The 21356-nt window shown below is 52.9% G+C and carries 16 protein-coding genes; 5 read left to right on the top strand and 11 right to left on the bottom strand.

What is annotated here, in order from left to right; translation table 11 throughout:
- The 6 genes from AC1DUO_RS19890 to AC1DUO_RS19915 form a co-directional block, all read right to left on the bottom strand.
- On the bottom strand, positions 1–1024 hold a 1024-nt coding region (locus tag AC1DUO_RS19890; RefSeq protein ID WP_477988440.1), incomplete at its 3' end, for an ATP-binding cassette domain-containing protein.
- Positions 1025–1250: 226 nt separating this feature from the next.
- Positions 1251–2249: a galactose/glucose ABC transporter substrate-binding protein MglB gene (mglB, locus tag AC1DUO_RS19895; protein ID WP_013574745.1), complete on the bottom strand. Its 999-nt coding sequence runs from the start codon at positions 2247–2249 to the stop codon at positions 1251–1253.
- 250 nt (positions 2250–2499) lie between these two features.
- Positions 2500–3531: an HTH-type transcriptional regulator GalS gene (gene galS, locus AC1DUO_RS19900; RefSeq protein ID WP_015689566.1), complete on the bottom strand. Its 1032-nt coding sequence runs from the start codon at positions 3529–3531 to the stop codon at positions 2500–2502.
- 270 nt (positions 3532–3801) lie between these two features.
- Positions 3802–4956 (bottom strand): DUF418 domain-containing protein YeiB, encoded by a 1155-nt coding sequence (gene yeiB, locus AC1DUO_RS19905; RefSeq protein WP_015689565.1) that lies wholly within the window; start codon positions 4954–4956, stop codon positions 3802–3804.
- Positions 4957–5131: 175 nt separating this feature from the next.
- The gene (gene folE / locus AC1DUO_RS19910; RefSeq protein ID WP_013574741.1) at positions 5132–5797 is read right to left on the bottom strand and encodes a GTP cyclohydrolase I FolE; all 666 of its coding nucleotides are present in this window, start codon (positions 5795–5797) and stop codon (positions 5132–5134) included.
- A 125-nt stretch (positions 5798–5922) separates the two neighbouring features.
- Positions 5923–7050 (bottom strand): YbfB/YjiJ family MFS transporter, encoded by a 1128-nt coding sequence (locus AC1DUO_RS19915; protein ID WP_112198005.1) that lies wholly within the window; start codon positions 7048–7050, stop codon positions 5923–5925.
- 198 nt (positions 7051–7248) lie between these two features.
- On the opposite strand from AC1DUO_RS19915, the gene ptrR reads away from it, so the two are divergent.
- From ptrR to fghA, 3 genes are read left to right on the top strand one after another with little or no spacing between them, the layout of a single operon-like run.
- On the top strand, positions 7249–8178 hold the full coding sequence (ptrR, locus tag AC1DUO_RS19920; protein WP_477988441.1) for a putrescine utilization regulator PtrR: 930 nt from the start codon (positions 7249–7251) through the stop codon (positions 8176–8178).
- A 43-nt stretch (positions 8179–8221) separates the two neighbouring features.
- Positions 8222–9346 (top strand): S-(hydroxymethyl)glutathione dehydrogenase/class III alcohol dehydrogenase, encoded by a 1125-nt coding sequence (locus tag AC1DUO_RS19925; protein ID WP_013574738.1) that lies wholly within the window; start codon positions 8222–8224, stop codon positions 9344–9346.
- Between the two features lie 11 nt (positions 9347–9357).
- Complete coding sequence (gene fghA / locus AC1DUO_RS19930; protein WP_013574737.1) at positions 9358–10215, top strand: S-formylglutathione hydrolase; 858 nt, start codon at positions 9358–9360, stop codon at positions 10213–10215.
- Between the two features lie 63 nt (positions 10216–10278).
- On the opposite strand, the gene gsiD is transcribed toward fghA, so the two are convergent.
- The 5 genes from gsiD to AC1DUO_RS19955 form a co-directional block, all read right to left on the bottom strand.
- Positions 10279–11199, bottom strand: coding sequence for a glutathione ABC transporter permease GsiD (gene gsiD, locus AC1DUO_RS19935; protein WP_013574736.1), 921 nt, complete (start codon positions 11197–11199; stop codon positions 10279–10281).
- Positions 11200–11207: 8 nt separating this feature from the next.
- Positions 11208–12128 carry a glutathione ABC transporter permease GsiC gene (gsiC, locus tag AC1DUO_RS19940; protein ID WP_015689564.1) on the bottom strand — a complete coding sequence of 307 codons (921 nt, stop codon included), beginning with the start codon at positions 12126–12128 and terminating at the stop codon, positions 11208–11210.
- A gap of 108 nt (positions 12129–12236) precedes the next feature.
- The gene (gene gsiB, locus AC1DUO_RS19945) at positions 12237–13793 is read right to left on the bottom strand and encodes a glutathione ABC transporter substrate-binding protein GsiB (protein WP_112198003.1); all 1557 of its coding nucleotides are present in this window, start codon (positions 13791–13793) and stop codon (positions 12237–12239) included.
- Between the two features lie 72 nt (positions 13794–13865).
- Positions 13866–15734 carry a glutathione ABC transporter ATP-binding protein GsiA gene (gsiA, locus tag AC1DUO_RS19950; RefSeq protein ID WP_449632252.1) on the bottom strand — a complete coding sequence of 623 codons (1869 nt, stop codon included), beginning with the start codon at positions 15732–15734 and terminating at the stop codon, positions 13866–13868.
- Positions 15731–16735 (bottom strand): isoaspartyl peptidase/L-asparaginase family protein, encoded by a 1005-nt coding sequence (locus AC1DUO_RS19955; protein WP_477988442.1) that lies wholly within the window; start codon positions 16733–16735, stop codon positions 15731–15733. Before AC1DUO_RS19955 ends, gsiA begins: the two co-directional genes overlap by 4 nt.
- 277 nt (positions 16736–17012) lie before the next feature.
- Between AC1DUO_RS19955 and tsgA the strand changes: the two genes are divergently transcribed.
- Both tsgA and AC1DUO_RS19965 read left to right on the top strand, forming a co-directional pair.
- Complete coding sequence (gene tsgA / locus AC1DUO_RS19960; protein WP_013574731.1) at positions 17013–18212, top strand: MFS transporter TsgA; 1200 nt, start codon at positions 17013–17015, stop codon at positions 18210–18212.
- Positions 18213–18614: 402 nt separating this feature from the next.
- Positions 18615–21356, top strand: a 2742-nt coding sequence (locus AC1DUO_RS19965) for an autotransporter family protein (RefSeq protein ID WP_477988443.1), incomplete at its 3' end; no start/stop codon positions are given.

Here is a 21356-nt window from a genome sequence, read left to right on the forward strand (position 1 = left end):
GGTTAATGGCTTCATTGGCACTGTGATTATTAATTTTTTTGCCGTGTAATTTAATGGTTCCGGCGACTTTCTCGCGGATACCAAATAACGTCTCGACGATATCTGTACGTTTTGCACCGACTAAACCGGCAATTCCGAGGATTTCCCCTTTGTGTAAATCAAAGGAAATATCACGAATGGAAGGCTGGCGCAGCGAGGTCAGATTACGGATTTCGAGGATAACTTCACCCGGTACGTTCTGGCGGTCAGGGAAACGCTGGCTCAGTGAGCGGCCGACCATCATGGAAATGATTTTATCCATGTCCAGGCCTTCCAGCGGCTGAGTAATAATCCACTGACCGTCGCGCAGAATGGTTATCTCATCGCACAGCTGGAAGATTTCTTCCATCTTATGCGAGATATACACAATGCCGCAGCCACGATCTTTCAGCTTACGGATGATGGTGAACAGATGGTTCACTTCCTTTTCCGTCAGCGAGGACGTCGGTTCGTCCATAATGACGATTTTTGCATTGTAGGAAAACGCCTTAGCGATTTCGATCATCTGCATCTGCGAAACGGACAACTTACCGACCTTGTCGCGCGGGTCGATATCAATATCCAGTTCGTCGAAAATCGCCTTGGTGTCTTTGTACATTTTGTCCTGATCGACAAATAGTCCTTTGGTCGGATAACGTCCCAGCCACATGTTGTCCATGACCGTACGTTGCAACACCAGGTTTAATTCCTGATGGACCATCGACACGCCTTGTTCCAGCGCTTCTTTCGAACTTTTAAAATTAACTTCCTGTCCCTGAAAAAGAATGGTACCGGAATCTTTGCTGTATATCCCGAAAAGGCATTTTAATAATGTGGATTTACCTGCGCCATTTTCACCCATCAGGGCGTGAATAGAATGAGGACGCACTTTTAAATTCACATTATCTAACGCCCTGACGCCAGGAAATGATTTATTGATACCACTCATTTCCAGAAGGAATTCGTCCGGTTTTGATGTTGTGTCAGATAACGTATTATCGGCCATAGTTATACCTGGCTAAAGATAAAAATAAACGGGTGTATTAATACCTGATGTCAGCCCTGCGTATGGCCGGTATACGCACCACACGCAGAGCGACATGACGTCCTGTCAGATAAGCATTAACGTCTAATCATACTTAGTCTTTATTTACGGCTTAACCGCAATTATTTTTGCCACTGCTTAGCTTTGTTTTTTATTGCTGTCTGTCTTTACTGCTACCGTTGCATTCTTATTTCACGAAGGAAGACAGGTTGTCTTTATCCACAGCGACGTAAGGAATACGCACGACTTTGTTTTCGATTTTCCAGTTAGTCCCTTCGGCCGCTGGTTTACCGTCAGCCAGATTTCTCGCCAGATCAAACGTGGCTTTCGCCTGGTTGTTTGCATCGTTCAACACGGTACCGGCCATTGCGCCAGATTTCACCAGTGCCAGCGCTTCTGACAGGGCATCCACACCAAATACCGGAATGCTGGTTTTGTTATGGGATTTCAGCGCTTCTACAGCACCCATTGCCATCGCATCGTTGTTGGCGATAACCACTTCGATTTTGTTAGCGTTAGGACCGGACAACCACGCATCCATCTTGTCTTTCGCCTGTGCGGTATCCCACATGGCGGTATCAAGCTGCAGTTGTTGAGTTTTCAGGCCTTCTTTGCCATTCAGGGTGCTGATGACGTACTTAGTACGCGCTTCAGCATCCGGATGGCCCGGCTCGCCTTTGATCAGCACGTATTGAATCACGCCGTCTTTGTTCAGATCCCAGGCCGGGTTAGCTTTCCAGTGTTTAGCAATCAGCTCACCCTGGATCACGCCGGATTCTTTAGAATCAGTCCCGACATAATAGGCTTTGTCGTAGCTGTCTAAATCTTTACGGGAAGGTTCTTTGTTATAGAAAACGACAGGAATGCCAGCACCGCGGGCTTTTTCAATGATGACCGGGGCAGCAGCCGGGTCAACCAGGTTAATGGCCAACGCTTTAACACCCTTCGCCAGCATAACGTCAACCTGGTCGTTCTGGGTAGACTGGCTGTTTTGCGAGTCATTCATCAGCAGTTGCACATCTGGAGTGGCTTTCGCATCTTTCTCAATGGCTTTACGAACTTCGGACATGAAGTTGTCGTCATATTTGTAGATGGTGACACCGATTTTAGTATCAGCAGCATGTGCGGCAAAACCAAACATCATGCTTGCAGCCAGAGTCGCCAGGGTGAAGACCTTCTTATTCATTTGTATCTCCGGTTATGTAGGGTGTTACAGAATTTGGCACCGGAAATCCCTGCGGGAGCAGTACAGCTCCACGTCACGATTGTGGGTGCCTGCCATCCTTGACTTATAACGTCCTGACTCGCTGTGAAACAAGTCCGGCAAACCGGACCCAAATTGAATCATATTGAAAACGAATGAATCATAATGCGCCCGATGTTAATAAACTGTGAAAGTTCTCACAGATTGAAAACGGTTACATCGCGTTATTTGATCAATAAGTGACGGGTGCCACATTTTGCCAGGGAGCTACCGAGTGGCGTCTGACCAGCGTAGGCATGAAGCAATGCGAAACGCCCGTAGCTAACTGTTCTGCCGCACCTTTTAAAGCCAGTTCAGTGGCAAGCGTCGCCATGGAAACGATCGGATAACGCACAGTGGTCATTTTCGGGCTGGTATAGCGGGCAATCGGAATGTCATCAAAACCGATCAGCGAAAAGTCATCGGGAATGTTAATTCCGTTTTCTTTCAACACGGCCATCGCCCCCGCAGCCATCGAATCGTTGTAGGCGAACACCGCGCTGAGGTGCAGATTACGCCCGAGCAGTTCCACCATCGCCGCTTCCCCGCCCTGCAGATCCGGCGAACTTTGCGCCCGCCATGCAGCAGGTGGCGCATCTCCGCTCTGATGTGCCTGCGTCATTGCCTGCGAATAGCCCTGGTAGCGCTGCAAATCGTCTTCGATACCATGACTTGAACCGATGTAACCAATGCGCTGGTGCCCCTGGGACAGCAACAGGCGGGTTGCCATTTCCGCGCCACTGACGTTGTTAAGCCAGACACAGCGGTGCTCGTAGCCCGGAATGACACGGTTAATCAGCACCATGCCCGACACCTGATCCATAAATCGCGAAAGCTCGTCATCCCCCAGCGCCTTGGAATGCACAATGAGTGCGTTACAGCGCTGACGAATCAGAACTTCAATGGCGTACCTTTCTTTTTCAGCAATATGATAGCTGTTGCCTATCAGGACGTATTTCTGATGCTGCTGCGCGACGGTATCAACGGCTTTCACCAGCGCGCCAAAGAACGGGTCTGAAACATCCATCACCACCACGCCGATGGTATCGCTGCTTTGCGTCGCCAGTGCCTGCGCATTGGCATTGGGCCGGTATCCCAGCGTGGCGACGGCCTGTAACACCTGCTCGCGCGCTTCTTTGCTGGCAATAGACGGATTGTTCAGAACACGTGACACGGTGGCGACAGAAACCCCCGCCAGCCGGGCGACATCACGAATTGTGACCATGCGTCGCTCCGTGATCAGTCAGGGAATGGTACGGAGGAATACGGAAATTTTTGACCCAGGAGGTAAAGAAACCAGACAAAGAGAAGCGAGGTGAAGTGCGCATGGCGTTTCCTTTTTTAGTGTAGTGGTCATCGGAGAGGCACGACCGCTATCCTAAACATTTTGCGAAAACGCCTGCGTGAATCTCGTCACAGGAAAGAAAACGTTTACATACAAATATGCAACCTTCATCCCAAATCCATCATTTAGGATGATATATCAACGTCAGGTTCAGGCAGCTTTTAGTTCTTCACCCGCTGCTTTCGCCGTCAGTTGACGCCAGAGCCACTCCACCGGCCCCTGGCGGAAATGACGCAGCCACAGCAATGTCACCAGCACATTGCACACCCAGACCAGCGGCACTAGTGCGACCAGTTGCAGGCGGTCAAAGTGCTGATAGAAGCCGAAAACATTGAAGAAGGTGATGCAGATGAGCGTCTGTAACAGGTAATTGGTCAGTGCCATGCGGCCAGTCTGCGAAATCCAGTGCGTTATGCGCCAGCGGGAAATCAGCGGCCAGAAGCCGTAACACAGCGCCAGATAGCTCACCGCCTGCATCAGCGAGCCAATTTCACGCGGCACCTGCAACAGAAAACCGCTCCAGCGGTAGTCCCAGCCGGTACGGTATTGCAGATAAATCGCCGGGATCTGAATCAGCAATGAAAGCGGTAACAGTACGGCTGCGACCTTGCGGTAATGCGAGACGCGAAACGCACCTTTGAGCCATCCGCTGCGCATCAGGCCGGAGCCAATCAGCATGGCGCCCGCCAGTTCCCAGCCGTATTGCGCGCCAATCGCCAGCAAACTGGATGACAGTAAATCGAGCCGGTTGCGGATAGCTTCCCAACCCCCTTTCAGCCGCCAGTATTGTTCATACTGAATTTCCGCCGGTCCCGGAAGCCAGAAACTACCGGGCTTTGGCGAGGTAATAAATCCCAGCATCGCCAGCACGGCCACACCGATCAGATACAAAATGATGCCCGTTGAAATCAGCGACTGACTGCTGCGCCCTTCCCGCACCATCCTCCAGCACACCAGACCAATCAGCCCGTATGACAGCAAAATATCACCGTCCCACATCAGGGTGGCATGAAGAAAACCGCACAGTAATAAAATCGACAGCCGGGCCTGGATCCAGTGTTTGCCGCGCGGCAGCAATAAAAACAGACCGCCGCCAAACAGCATGGCGAACATCATCAGGAATTTGCCTTGCGCCAGCGCGTCGAGCACCGCCCAGGTCCAGGTATCAGAAGCTGAAGGCGTTCCGGCAAATGCCGGATTCAGGTAAGCGGCTTTCGGTAAACCGAAGGCGCTGATATTGAGCAGAAGAATGCCAAAAATGGCGAGACCACGGGCAAAGTCGAGCGTGGCAATACGTGAGCGCACCCTGACATTCCTTTTGAAGATTATTGAGATATTTAAGAATAAGGGAAGAAAATCAGGGTGGCTACCATCCAAGTAAATGAAGTTGCAGCATGGCAGCCAGCGAGAAGAGCCCGATGAGCTGACTGATGTCAGTGATTCGGGTCTCCGAACGCAGCGAACACCGCTGCGGCTTTAGTTACGACGGATGGCGGACGGTTCTTAAAAATTCTTGACGCGTATTCTGGCTGGATTTGAAAAGACCACCGAGCGAAGTCGTCGTTGTTGCGCTGGTCGCGTCACGCACACCGCGCGCTTTCACGCAGTAATGCACCGCATCAATGGAAACCGCGACATTGGTGGTGCCGAGCAGGGTTTGCAGGGCAACCAGTATCTGCTGGGTCAGACGCTCCTGAACCTGCGGGCGCTGTGAGAAGAACTGCACGATGCGGTTGATTTTCGACAGGCCGATTACGGTGTCTTTCGGGATATACGCCACGGTCGCTTTGCCGTCGATGGTCACGAAATGGTGTTCGCAGGTGCTGGTCAGGGTGATATCGCGCACGGTGACCATTTCATCCACTTTCATCTTATTTTCGATGACGGTGATTTTCGGGAAGTTGGCGTAATCAAGTCCGGAGAAAATTTCATCCACATACATCTTGGCGATGCGGTGCGGCGTTTCCGCCAGACTGTCATCGGAAAGATCCAGATTGAGAAGCTGCATGATGCCGGTCATATGTTCCTGGATCCGCTGCTTGCGCGTTTCATTGTCGATCGGCAAAGCTTCACGCAGAGGGGTTTCCAGACCACGGGCTAACAGGGCCTCGTGAACCAAAATGGCTTCTTTACTCAGGATTGGCATTCTTTCTTCTCCGGCAGATGTAATCACTTTGACGCAGATCACGCTAAAATGAGGTGGCTTACTGTAGTGGAGAGCCGGTTCAGAATCCAGTGAATGTGCTTCATGATGGATGAAATAGCTGCAACTTATCGTTTATGCCGGAAGACCAGCGCCCCGGCAATAATAAAACCGGCCAGCGCGACATACAGCGCAGGCTCCAGACGATGGGTCAGCGCGGTAGAAATCGCCGACAGAACCGGTCCGAATAACTGGCCAACAGCGTAACCGGTCGTCAGCAACCCGGCCATATAACGGCTGTGATTGGGTGCAAGCTCGCGGCTGTATTGTAAGGCCAATTGCACCACGCTGAGGAAACCACCGCCGGTCAGTAGCGCGCCAAGCACCAGACCACTGACGCCCGGCACCACTTCCGCGCACAAAATCCCCAGCCCCTGAATCCATAGTGTCAGCGCCAGGCGGGTATGCGTAGTCAGACAATGGCGGGTAAGAATACCGATGATGATGCCGATAACCGCAGCGCCGCCAAACACCGGCCAGACAAACTGCGCGAACAGACTGTCAGGAAAACGTGCACTCGCCATCTGAGATAAAAACGTCGCGGGCAGGATATAGCCAAAGCCCGCCAGACTGTAACTCCACACCAGACGTTTCAGCGCAGGCGTCATTATCAGCGGCTCAGTCGCCATGTGCGAACGGTGCAGGTCGCCTTTGCGCGGCAGATTCGGCGTGATAATTGCCACGAAAATCAGCGCCAGCACGCCGTAAACACACCAGGCCTGCGCAGAGGTGAGCTGCAAACTGTGAATACCCACCGCTAGCATGCCGCTGAGGAAAATCCCCGCGCCCGGCCCGGCAAACACCGCGGCACTCATTGCCGGACGGCCATAATGCGCCAGCCGTTCGTTACACCACGCTGATACCATGACCATCGCCCAGCCGCTGGTCCAGCCGATCAGGAAGCGCACAATACTGTGCAGCACTTCGCCGGAAATTACCGCCGACAGCAATGTCAGGATCACGCCGCCCCACACGCCCAGCCACAAACGGCGTTCAAGATGTTTGCTGGCACGCATGCCATCAAACGCGCCACACAGATAACCGAGATAGTTGAACGCGGCGACCAGCCCCGCGCCGGTCAGGCTGAACTGATGTTCAGCTATCATTAAAGGAACCTGCGGCGTAAAGGCAAAACGCCCGATACCCATCGCGACGACAAAAGCCAGAAAACCACTTAGCGCAATACGAAAAGCCATAACTGCTCCGTCAAAAGAAACCGCAATGCAACATATTAGAAACAGTGAGTAAACATACTCAAACCTGTCGCCGAAAACAGCAGATTTCTTAAAAGAAAGTTAATTGGAAGTTGTCGCTATGATGCCTTATGAGTACAATCACGGAAACTGAATAATACAAACCAACTTGTTTACGATTAGAGAACACAGGAACCCATCATGGATCTCACTCAGTTACGGATGTTTTGCTGCGTAGCGGAAACCGGTTCGCTGGCGCGTGCGGCAGAGCAACTGCATCGTGTCCCGTCGAACCTGACCACCCGCCTGCGCCAGCTCGAACTCGAACTGGGCACCGATCTGTTTATCCGCGAGAAGCAACGCATCCGCCTGTCCGCCATGGGCCATAACTTCCTCAACTACGCCGAGCGCATTCTGGCGCTGAGCGACGAAGCGATGAGCATCATGCATGCCGGTGAACCGGCCGGGAATTTCGCGCTGGGGTCGATGGAAAGCACGGCGGCAACACGCCTGCCTTCTTTGCTCGCCGCTTATCATCAGAAGTTTCCGCAAGTGGCGCTGTCGCTGGTGACGGCGACTTCCGGAGAAATCATCGACAGCGTGCGTGCCGGACGTCTCGCCGCTGCCCTGGTTGATGGTCCGATCGATTTTGACGATATCAATGGCTGTATTTCTTTTCGCGAACGCATGGTAGTGATTACCCCGCCGGGCGAGTCGCCGCTGGAAGTGCCTGCGGGTCGCAGCGGCCACACCGTTTTTGCATTCCGCCCCAGTTGTTCCTACCGCCAGCGTTTACAGGGCTGGATCAAACACATGAATGTGCCGGTCGCTAACACCCTGGAGATTCAGTCCTATCATTCCATGATGGCCTGTGTCGCCAGCGGTGCGGGTATCGCCATGATCCCGCGCTCTGTGCTGGAACAATTGCCCGGCCACGAGCGGGTAGAAATTCACGAAATGCCGGATGAATTCGCCGATACCGCCACCTGGCTTATCTGGCGCCGGGATGCGTTCAGTCCGAATGTCCGGGAGCTGAAAGAACTGATCATCGAACAGAATGACGGGGTGATCCCGTTACTGAAACATCCGCTCGCCGCAGAACACGATCCGGCGTTGCATCCGACTTATTAACTTAAAATCCGAATAAGTAAAAACACCTGACTGGAGCTAAAAAATGCAAATGATCAAAACACGTGCGGCCGTCGCCTGGGGCCCGAATCAACCTCTGTCCATCGAAGAAGTGGATTTGATGCCGCCGCAAAAAGGCGAAGTGCTGGTGCGTATTGTCGCCACCGGTGTTTGTCATACTGATGCTTACACGCTGTCCGGCAAAGATCCGGAAGGTGTTTTCCCGGCGATCCTCGGCCATGAAGGCGGCGGTGTCGTCGAAGCCGTCGGCGAAGGTGTCACCAGCGTGGCCGTGGGCGACCATGTGATCCCGCTGTACACACCGGAATGTGGCGAGTGTAAGTTCTGTAAATCCGGCAAGACCAACCTGTGTCAGGCGATCCGCACCACACAAGGTAAAGGCCTGATGCCGGACGGCACCACCCGTTTCTTTAAAGACGGCAAGCCGATTTTCCATTACATGGGCACTTCGACCTTCTCCGAATACACTGTGGTGCCTGAAATCTCCCTGGCGAAAATCAATAAAGAAGCGCCGCTGGAAGAAGTGTGTCTGCTCGGTTGTGGCGTGACCACCGGGATGGGCGCGGTCATCAACACCGCTAAAGTGAAAAAAGGCGACACCGTGGCGATCTTCGGTCTCGGCGGGATTGGTCTTTCTGCGATTATCGGCGCGGTGATGGCTGGCGCAGGCCGCATCATCGGTATCGATCTGAACACCAGCAAATTCGATCTGGCGCGTAAACTCGGCGCAACTGATCTGATCAACCCGAAAGATTTCGACAAGCCGATTCAGGACGTTATCGTCGAAATGACCGACGGCGGCGTGGACTTCTCCTTCGAATGTATCGGTAACGTCAATGTGATGCGTTCCGCACTGGAATGCTGCCACAAAGGCTGGGGCGAATCTGTCATCATCGGCGTGGCCGGTGCAGGCGAAGAAATCTCCACCCGCCCCTTCCAGTTGGTGACAGGCCGCGTATGGCGTGGTTCTGCTTTCGGCGGTGTGAAAGGCCGCAGCCAGTTGCCGGGCCTTGTGCAACGTTATCTGGACGGCGAATTCGCCCTGAACGATTTCATTACCCACACCCTGCCGCTGGAAGAAATCAACCAAGCCTTTGACCTGATGCACGAAGGGAAATCTATCCGTACGGTTATTCATTTTAATAAGTAAGGAATGTGTCAATGAGCAGCTCGATTGAACTACTCGAAGAACACCGGATGTTTGGCGGCTGGCAGCAGCGCTACCGCCATACCTCTGAGAGCCTGAATTGCAGCATGACGTTCAGCATTTATCTGCCTCCGGCGCAACACGACGCGCCGCCGCCGGTGCTGTACTGGCTGTCGGGCCTGACCTGTAATGATGAAAACTTCACGATCAAAGCCGGGGCGCAGCGCGTCGCGGCAGAACTCGGTGTGATTCTGGTGATGCCGGATACCAGCCCGCGCGGTGAAGGTGTCGCCAACGACGACGGTTACGATCTCGGTCAGGGCGCCGGTTTTTACCTGAATGCCACGCAGGCGCCATGGGCAGCGCATTACCGGATGTACGATTACCTGCTTGATGAACTGCCTGCGCTGATCAGCGACCATTTCAAGGTCAGCGAACGTCAGTCGATTTTCGGCCACTCAATGGGCGGCCACGGTGCGCTGATGCTGGCGCTGCGTAATCCGCAGCGTTTCTGTTCGGTGTCAGCGTTTGCGCCCATCGTGAATCCGGCTCAGGTGCCGTGGGGACGTAAAGCGTTCAGCGCGTATCTGGGGGATGACGAAAGTCAGTGGCTACAATACGACAGTTGCCACCTGCTGAGTTCATTGCCAGCGGATCAAAAACCGTTCCCGATTTTAGTCGATCAGGGCGATAGCGATCAGTTCCTGGCGGATCAGCTACAACCGGCAAAACTGGCGGAGATCGCCCGACAACGCGGCTGGCCGTTACAACTGCGGGTTCAGCCGGGGTACGATCACAGTTACTTTACGATTGCGTCATTTGTGGAAGATCACCTGAAATTCCATGCGGAGTTTTTGCACTCCCCTTCATGAGTGCAGGTTCCTAAAAATAGAAGCCATCTGCTTCTCCCCTGCGAAGGGGGAGAAGCAAAAATCTCAGTTCTTCAATTTTGGATCCAGCGCATCCCGTAATCCATCCCCCAGCAAATTAAACGCCAGTACGGTCAGGAATATCGCCAGACTTGGGAAGATTGCCACGTGCGGCGCCATGACCATATCGGCCCGGGCTTCGTTGAGCATCGCTCCCCACTCCGGCGTTGGCGGCTGTGCGCCCATGCCCAGGAACGACAGACTGGCGGCGGTGATGATCGAGGTACCGATACGCATGGTGAAATACACCACTATCGATGACAACGTGCCCGGCAGGATGTGGCGGAATAAAATCGTGGCGTCAGAGGCGCCAATGCTGCGCGCCGATTCAATATAGGTTTGCTGTTTGAGTACCAGCGTGTTGCCGCGCACCAGTCGCGCAAAGGCAGGAATGCTGAAAATCGCCACGGCAATAATCACGTTCGACATGCCATTGCCCATCACCGCCACGACGGCAATCGCCAGCAAAATACCGGGGAAAGCAAACAGGACGTCACAGACGCGCATGGTGATGCGATCCCACCAGCCTTCGTAATATCCCGCCAGCAAGCCGAATACCGTGCCGATTGCCGCGCCGAGCACCACAGAAAGGACACCAGCCGTCAGTGAAATCCGCGCACCCATCAGAATACGGCTGAAAATATCACGCCCCAGCGAATCCACACCCAGCCAGTGGATCAGCGACGGGCCTTCGTTCAGACGGTCGTAATCAAAATAATTTTCCGGGTCAAAGGGCACCAGCCACGGCGCAAGAATGGCCGCAGCAATCAGCAGCAGGATAAAAACTCCCGCAATCATCGCAATGTGCTGCCGTCGAAAACGACGCCAGAACGCTTTCCACGGTGTCCTTCCCGCCTGTGGTTGCACAGTTCCCGGCGTGATTACCGGTAAACCCGCGAGTACGGCATTTCGCCGCCAGTTTTTCATGCGCTTGCTCACTTGTATCGGATGGAAGGGTTGATGACGGCGTACAGCATGTCCACCAGCAGATTGATGAGGATAAATTCCAGCGAGAACAACAGCACTTCTGCCTGAATCACCGGATAATCGCGCATCTCAACCGAATCGACCAGCAACCGCCCTAACCCCGGCCAGTTGAACACTTTCTCCACGACAATCGAACCGCCGAGCAGGAAGCCAAATTGCAGTCCCATCATAGTCACGACGGGGATCATCGCGTTACGCAGGCCATGTTTGACCACGACCACCGCTTCGTGCACGCCTTTGGCACGCGCAGTACGCATATAATCTTCCTGCATCACTTCGACAAAAGAGGCGCGGGTAAAGCGGGCCATGATCGCCGCCACCGCTGCACCGAGTGTGACAGAAGGGAGAATATAGTGCTGCCAGCTGTCAGCGCCCACCGTCGGCAACCAGCCCAGTTCAACAGAAAAGATTTGCATCAGCAGCATGCCCAGCGCGAAGGCCGGGAAGGAAATACCGGAAACGGCGAGCGCCATGCCCAGTCTGTCCGGCCAGCGGTTACGCCACACGGCGGATACCACGCCAATCACCAGCCCGAAAATCACCGACCACACCATGCTGGTCAGCGTCAGCCAAAAGGTCGGCATAAAGCGCGAACTGATTTCATCAATGACCGGGCGTTTTGAGACCATTGAGTGGCCGAAATCACCGGTCAGCGCATTGCCAAAGAAAGTGAAGAATTGCTGATAAAGCGGTTTATCCAGCCCCAAATCCTGACGCACCAGCGCCACTACGCTGGCATCGGCATCCTGCCCGGCCATCAGCCGCGCCGGATCGCCCGGCAGCAGATGCACAAATAAAAACACCAGCACGGCCACAATCAGCAGTGTCGGGATCAGTCCGAGTAATCGTTTTAAAAAATAATTAAGCATGATTCGCTGTCTGTGATTTCACGGTAGACATCCATGTTCCGGACCCGGAACACACGAGTTCAGGGCACGCACGCTGTGCGCCACGCGCCCTGAAAGCCTCACCGCCTGTTATTTCACATCTGCATCATCAAAACTGAACGCCGTATCGGGCATCACATAGAAGCCGGTCAGACGTTTGTTTTTGGCTGAAACCAGACGTTCAGTGACCAGGAACGCCCACGGCGCATCGCTCCAAATTTGCTTCTGGGCATCAGCGTACAGTTTAGCTTTCTCAGCTTTGTCAGTCGTTTTCAGCGCATCGGTCAAATCTTTATCCACCTGCGCATTGCTGTAGAACGCGGTATTGAACTGCTTCGGTGGCGCGGCCTGTGTGGAGAACAGCGGAGACAACGCCCAGTCTGCTTCACCGGTAGACGCCGACCAGCCAGTGTAGAACATGCGGATGCCCGCCTCTTTCTGCCCCACATTCTCAACCTGCGCAGCACGCTGTGCGGCGTCCATGGCGGTAACCGTCACTTTGATACCGACCTGTGCCAGTTGTTGCTGGGTGAACTGCAACACTTTTTGCGCGGTACTGTTGTTGTGTGAGGACCACAGCGTAGTGGTGAAACCATCCGGGTAACCGGCTTCTTTCAGCAATGCTTTGGCTTTTGCCGGATCATACGGCCACGGTTTAAATTTCGCGGCGTATTCGATGCCCTGCGGCAATGGCCCTTCAGACGGCACGGCATAACCGGCAAACGCCACTTTGATCAGCGCCTGCTTGTTAATCGCGTAGTTAATCGCCTCACGCACTTTCACATTATCGAACGGTTTTTGCGTGACATTGAAACTGATGTAGCGATGCAGAATCGACGGCGCCGTCACCAGATCCAGTTTGGCATTTTTCTCCAATAAGGCTGCCTGTTCGTAAGGCACCGGGAACGCCAGATCCGCTTCGCCGGTTTGCAACATGGCTGCCCGGGTGTTGTTATCAGCCACCGGACGCCAGGTAATGGTGTCGAGTTTCGGCTCGCCTTTTTTCCAGTAACCGTCGAACTTCTTCACTTTCACAAAGTCAGTCTGGTTCCATTGTTCAAGCGTATACGGGCCGGTACCGACCGGATGGAAACCGATGTCTTTGCCGTATTTGGTCAGCGCCGCCGGGGAAATAATCACCGCAGACGGGTGCGCCAGAATGTTGATAAAGGCGGAGAACGGCGCTTTCAGCGTGATTTTCACCGTGGTGTCATCAACGGCTTCAGTGCTGGCGATATTTTTAAACAGGTTATAACGCTTGAGGTGACTGTCCGGGTTACTGGCGCGATCAAAGTTGACCTTCACCGCCGCCGCATTGAAATCGGTGCCGTCCTGGAATTTGATGCCCGGATGCAGTTTGATGGTGTAAACCAGACCGTCTTTACTGACGGTATAGCTGTCCGCCAGAACGTTTTCCAGTTTCATATCTTTATCAAAGCCAAACAGCCCCTGATAGAAAGATTTGGCGACCGCCTGCGATAAGGTGTCGTTAGCGTCATACGGATCAAGCGAGGTGAAGTTAGAACCTACGGCGATAACCACGTCTTTTGCCGCCCATGCAGAAGCCGACGCCAGCGAACCGAAAACAGCGGCAGCGAGCACGGCCTGACGGACAACGTTCTTACCTTTAGATTTCTGCTGATTCATGTCAGTTCCTTTTCCTGTCTTACCCGTTTGTCTTACTAAGAATTGACGACTCAAAATAAGCCGCCACAAAAATCAGTAAATACCCGCAATCGTATGTCTGGCGACGAAATGGCCTTCGCCCACCTTCACCAATGGCATCACCACCGGGTCATCGTGCAGCCCGCGGATCGGGCTGGGGATTTCATCCACCAGCAGCGCCTGGTCTTTTCGCTTGTGCGCCGGATCGGCGACCGGTACAGCCGCCATCAGTTTGCGGGTATACGCATGTTGGGGTGTTTCAAATACCGCACGGCGCGAGCCGATTTCCACTATCTGCCCGAGATACATCACCGCCACGCGGTGGCTGATGCGTTCAACAACGGCCATATCGTGAGAAATAAACAAAAATGCCAGACCAAACTCTTTCTGCAAATCCATCAGCAGATTGATGATTTGCGCGCGGATAGACACATCCAGCGCCGAAACCGATTCATCGGCAATCACCACTTTTGGATTAAGGGCCAGCGCACGCGCAATGCAAATTCGCTGCCGCTGGCCGCCGGAAAACTCATGAGGATAGCGCTGCGCGTGTTCCGGCAGCAGTCCGACTTTTTCCAGCAACCACGCCACACGGGCTGCGGCTTCTGCGCCTTTTGCCAGATTGTGAACCAGCAGCGGTTCCATAATGGAATATCCTACCGTCAGGCGCGGATCGAGCGAGGCGTAGGGATCCTGAAAAATAAACTGGATATCACGGCGCAGATGTTGCAGTTCACTGCCGCCGATATCAGTCAGCGTCTGGCCGTTAAAGGTGATGGTGCCCCCCTGACTCTTCACCAGTTTTAGCAGCGAACGGCCGGTGGTGGATTTACCACAGCCTGACTCCCCCACCAGCGCCAGCGTTTCACCGGGATGCAAATCAAAACTGACTTTTTCCACGGCATGAACCCGGCGGGTCACGCGATTGAAAATGCCGCTGCGCAGGTCGAACCGCGTAACCAGATCACGCACCTGTAATATCGGGGGCACGCCTGGCGTCAGGGTGTTTTGAATCAGTTCCGGATCGCTTTCCTGTTGTGTGGGTGCCGGGAAGCGTGCGGGCAGCGGTTTACCCGCCATCGAACCGAGTTTTGGCACCGCCGCCAGCAACGTCTGGGTATAAGGCGCCTGCGGAGAACGGAATATCGCGTTCACTTCCCCCGTTTCCACACTGTTGCCCTGATGCATCACCAGCACACGATCAGCAATTTCGGCCACCACCCCCATGTCATGCGTGATAAAAATCACCCCCATCTGCATCTCTTTTTGCAGCACCCGGATCAGTTGCAGAATTTGCGCCTGAATGGTGACATCCAGCGCCGTGGTCGGTTCGTCGGCAATCAGCAACGCAGGTTTACAGGAGAGTGCCATCGCAATCATCACCCGCTGGCGCATACCGCCGGAAAGCTGATGCGGGTAACTGTCGAGAATATTTCTGGCTTCGGGAATACGCACCAGATCCAGCATCCGTAATGCTTCCGCACGGGCTGCCCGGTGATCTTTATTTTGGTGCAAGCGGATCGATTCGGCGATTTGCTCCCCCACCGGGAAGACCGGATTGAGCGACGTCATCGGCTCCTGAAAAATCATCGCCATATCCGCGCCGCGCAGGTTACGCATGGCGGGCTGCGTGGCGTTCATCAGATCGACTATCTCACCGTTACGGCGGCGCAACTGCATTTCACCTTGTGAAATCTTCCCGCCGCCCTGTTCCACCAGCCGCATCAGCGCCAGTGAGGTCACTGATTTTCCGGAACCCGATTCGCCAACAATCGCCAGCGTTTCACCGCGTTTTACCTGAAAACTGAGATGACTGACCGCCTGAATGACCTGCCTTTCGTGGGAAAACTGCACGCTAAGCTGGCTGACGGCAAGCACGTGTTCGGGCGGCAGAATAAGAGGACCGTTCATCGGGCTGTTCATGAACGGTAAATGCTGACGACGGGCGCATCGCCCACACGGGCGAATCCACGGTACATGCCTTCGCTGTTGAAAGGCAGCACCACATTGCCAAATTTATCCACCGCAATCATCCCGCCGCTTCCCCCCAGGGGCAGCAGTTTTTCCTGCACAACTTTATGTGTGGCCTCTTCCAGTGAAAGGCCGGCGTATTCGATAAGCGCGGCCACATCATAGGCCGCCACCGTACGCATAAACACTTCGCCGGTACCGGTGCTGGAAATCGCCACCGTATTATTGCTGGCGTAACAACCTGCGCCAATAATCGGCGAATCGCCGACGCGTCCGGCCTGTTTGTTGGTCATACCGCCAGTGGATGTGGCTGCCGCCAGATTGCCCAGCGCATCCATCGCCACCGCACCGACGGTACCGAATTTATGTTCAGGATCCAGCGGGTCAGCGTCGTTAAGCGAAGCGCCGTCGTGATCGAGCATGACACCCTGATCAGAGGCGATGGCCCGCTGCAACTGATCGTAACGTTCCTGGGTGAAAAAATAGTCCGCCCCGACCATTTCCTGGCCGTGCTCGCAGGCAAAGGCTTCCGCCCCCGCCCCGGTGAACATCACATGGGGGCTGACTTCCAAAATTTTGCGGGCGGTCAGGATCGGGTTACGGATATKATTCACGCCACTGATGGCTCCGGCATCGAGCGTCCGGCCATCCATAATGCAGGCGTCTAACTCATGCGTGCCCTGATGGGTAAAAACAGCCCCTTTTCCCGCATTAAATAACGGACACTCTTCGAGCAGACGCACCGCCTCGGTGACCGCATCCAGTGCACTGCCGCCGGAGGCCAGAATAGCCTGTCCGCAAGTGACTATTCTCTCCAGTTCGGCTAAATAAAGTCGTTCTTTTTCAGCGCTCATTGCCGCGCGGGTAATCGCCCCTGCACCACCGTGGATCGCAATAACCGGCCGCTTCTTGTCCGAAACGGAAGCCACTGAATTATCAGTAGAAAAACTCATTAGCGCTGCACCTTTCGATGTTGTATTTATGTATAGGAAAATGTTGAGCTGTTTTTGACTATATTTAGCCCGCAACAGTATGTAAAGCGGAAATGTCGCACCATCAAAAAGTCGCTAATTGCTTAGATTGTTTAGGAAAAACAAATGCTGCAATTGAATATACCTGCGGGACAAATGACCAAAGAACAGCAATAATAAACGTCTTAACTACGGATAAAAGCATCTCTGGATAAGCTTTCCGCCGCTTTTTTATTTTCTCTTTTTAGGAAATCAGTTTATGGAAACTGTTTATAACCGCCGTCGGATTAATGTGATCTCATGGCTCAGCTATTTCTTTACCGGTGGACTGGTTTCCACTCTGGGCATTGTTATCGGGCCGGTGGCTACTGCATTTAACAAAGATCCGGGCTTTATCGGTCAAATGTTTTCCTTAATGAACATTGGCCTGTTCCTGCCCATTATGATCAGCGGCATTCTGATGCGTAAGTTTGATCTGGGCAAACAACTGATGACCGGCTCTTTCATTTCCGTGCTGGTGTGTATCGCGCTGTTTATCATGCCGTCTATTACACTGTTCGGCGTGGGTGTGTTCCTGATCGGCGCCACGGCGGGCCTGATGATGTCTATCGGCAGCTATCTGGTCGTACGTATTAATGACGATCCGAAAAAACGTTCCGCGAACCTGATCTTTACCGACTTCTTCTTCGCGCTTTCCGGTATGACGCTGTCGCTGGTGCTGGGTTTCCTGTTCAAACATGGCGCAAGCTGGCTGGCGATGTACGGCATCATGGGTGTCCTGAGCCTGCTGATGATTTTACTGTGCGCGGGTCAGAAATTCCCGAATGTTCCGCAACCGGTTAAAAACGAATCGACGCACAACGTGGTGAAAGAGCCATGGGGCATCGCGGTATTCTTCCTGTGTATTGCGCTGTTTGCTTTTGTCTTCACCGAGCTGGTCTTCACGCTGTGGATGCCAAGCTGGCTGCATGAGCACTTCAATATGGAAACGGACCGTGCCGCGATTTACATCACCACCTACTGGATGGTGAAAGCGATTGGCCTGTTCCTGAACCAGTTCACCGTGCGTTTCGTGAAACTGCGTACTTTCCTGCTGATTTCCGTGATTGTCGGCATGGCAAGCCTGGCGGTGCTGACCACCAGCAATTCGCCGACGCTGGTGCTCGTCGCCGTGGGTCTGTTCGGTTTCTGTAACTCAGGAATGTTCTCCGGTCTGATGAGCTACGGCAGCCTGCAGGTGAAAAACTCCCCGCCAACGCTGACCTCTGCGCTGCTGACCACCAGTTCCGTCGGCACGCTGATTTTCGCGTCCTTCTCGTCTTTCATCTACAACGAATACGGTTTGTTCTGGGCGCTGAATATCGCGACCATTTCCTATGCGTTGCTGGTGCTGATGGTGGTACTTGCCGGCCTGAAGAGCAAAGCAGAGAGAATTAACCACGAAGTCAGTGCACACTGAAAACGTTGTTTGAGTAATAAAAATCCGACCGCATTTTTGCGGTCGGATTTTTTGTGTCTATCCGTTCGATAATATATACACACCTCGAAACAATATTATCACCCCCTATTATTTAATCCCCATTATTCATTACGTTAACGCCCACATATTACACATTCATAAACATCTTAAATTAAGCATACCTTAATATACAATTAATAACTTAAAAAATAAATATGCGTAGAATGTCCGCCAGACTCTTTAAAAAATTCTGACGGGACGAAATATAAAATGGGAAATAATCCGGAAAAATGGAAAACTGTAGCACTTAGATTAATAAAGCTGACCCCTCTGGCGATATCTATCTCTCTGGCTAATTACGCGCTTGCAACAGATATTAGTGATAAAGATGAATTTGGCAATGTGACAAATTTACCCGTGTTAGATATCAGCGGAATGGTCCCCTTTGACCTTTCCACCGAAGGGTATCTGGATGGCGTAAATGCAACCACCTGGTCGGAAGGCATCACTTCCAGTATTCCTGCCTTTTATATTCATGATGGTGGCGCACTGACACAGTCAGTTGCGGCACCGGTGACGATCACCACTCAGGGCTCTTTAACTGATGCGATGCTCATTAACCGTGGCGGAAGCGTTGATTTACTCGGACCGCTTATTATCAACACTTACGGCCAAAGTAAAGGCATTATGATGGAAGGAATAGGAACCTCTTTCCTTTCTAAAAATGATGTTACCATAAATACCTATAATAACAGCACCCCCGGATTCACGGTGAATAATAATGCCACCGCGACGATTGCCGGCACTCTGTATATTAATTCAATGCAGAACGGCTCTGATGGTCTGGTTATCCAGAATGGGGCAAAGGGCACAATCAATAAAGTCAATATCACTACTGCGGGTGATTATTCAGAAGGCATTATTTTAAACAACATCAATTCCAGTCTGCACAAGAGGAACGACGTTCTTATCACGGGAAGTGGTAGCACAGTGACCACCCACGGTAAGCATACCAATGCCTTATATGCAGAGGATAACGGGTTTATTCTGTTTTCTAATGACGCGATAATTACCACCACGGGCGAGGACTCGCGGGCGATTTATTCCACCCGTAATGCCGGTGTATTAATGAACGGGGGTTCTGTTAATACAGAATATGCAGGCAGTACGGCGATCGAAAGTAATCAAAATAGCTACGTCACCTTAGTGAACACTGACATCCATTCCGCAGGCACGGCGATAAGCTCAAACGAAAACTCTGTTATCTCGGTATTCAATGGCAATATCAGCAGCGGCAATACCACCAGCGGCATAGAAATCAGTCATCAGGGCAACGTTAACCTTAACCAGGTCGTGATGGAAAATGCACTGTCGGACCAACCGCTGGTTGACCTGATCACTTCCTACGCCACACCTGATTATGCCTACGGTGGCACACTGGACGTCAAAAACTCCCGGCTTGCGGGTAAAACCCAGGGCGTACACGCCACCGAAGGCGAATGGGCCGTCACACTGGATAACAGTTCCCTGAATGCCGCCGATGCCTTTGTCGTTGCCGGAAGCAACAGCAACCAGATTGCAGACCTTTCGGTCAACGCCAGCAACGGCAGCATCATTAACGGTAACCTTATTGCGTTAAGCGCAGATGAAGACCCGATCGCCAGCCAGCTGACGCTCAATTTGCTTAACTCAACCTGGCAAGGCAGCGCGATGAATGGCACGGAATTTTCTTCTGCTTCTGCCGGTACGATTAATATTGATGCTCAGGACAGTCAGTGGCTGATGACCGATTCCTCGCGCATCGACTCACTCAACATGAATAACGCCAGCGTTCAGTTTTCCGGACAAGGTGATTATAAAACGCTGGAAACGCACAATCTGTCAGGCAAGGGTACGTTCTTTATGAATACGTCGCTGGAGCAGGATGCGCAGGGAAACAGCACTGGCGATCTCATTCATGTTACGGGCAACGCGTCCGGGCAGTTCGGATTACATATCTCTGCGTCGGGTAAGGCAGCACAGACAATTAACGACGGAATACGTGTCGCTCAGATTGATGATGCCAGCCGCCATAATGGCCTGTTCAGTCTGGAAAACAGCGTCAGTATCGGCGCTTACGACTATTATCTTTTTGAAGGGAGCAAGGATGCCACCGGCGATATGAATGACTGGTATCTGCGCGCTGAAATCCCAACACCTGACGCGCCGGTTCCTGATGTCCCAACGCCAGATAATCCGACACCGGATGTTCCTGCGCCTGCCCCGGCTACACCAGACACTTACCGTGGCGAAATCCCCAGTTATATCGCAGCACCTTATCTGAACTTGTATTATGGCATGCGTATTGCTGGCACGCTGCACGAGCGTATGGGCGATACAGAAACCTATGGCAAAGGCTACAACAATCGCGCATGGGCGAGAACCGGCGGAGAACACACTTCCTTCGATGCGGGACGTTTTGGGTACGACAGTGATTACTGGTTCGCGCAATTCGGAACCGACTTATATCAGGATGAACTGAAAAACGGCACACGCGTCCACGCTGGCATCATGGCGACATTGGGCAACCAGAGTACCGACACGCAGGATCAGGTGCGCACGTTGGCGGGGAAAAGTGCGAATGCTGGCTCAGTGCGCAGTGATGCCTACAGCGTTGGCAGCTATTACACCCGATATGCACAAGATGGCGCTTACGTTGACCTTGTCGGCCAGTTCACCTGGTATCGTAACCAGTATGAGAGCCTGCATGATACGAAACAGGACAGCTACGGCGTATTGCTTTCTGCTGAAGCAGGTCAACCCTATGCCGTCAGCACCAACTGGAAAATCGAACCTCAGGGGCAGATCATTTATCAGTATCTGAATTCAGAAGATTTCAGCGATGAAATTTCTGATATCTCCGGCGTTTCTGTCAATCAGGGCACAGCGCGTGCCGGGTTGCGTTTGTTACGCGACCAGGCAGAAGATAAAGCCAGTGAAAAATTCAAACCTTACCTGACCGCCGACGTACTGAGTAATTTCTCGGATTCACCGGATATCAATGTCGGCGGAATCGATGTCAGTACAACGGATTTTTCCGATCAATACTGGCAGACCGGCGCGGGCATGACGGCGCAACTCGCACCGAATACCTCGGTGTATGCT

This window comes from Rahnella sp. P4_A8 (assembly GCF_056402435.1).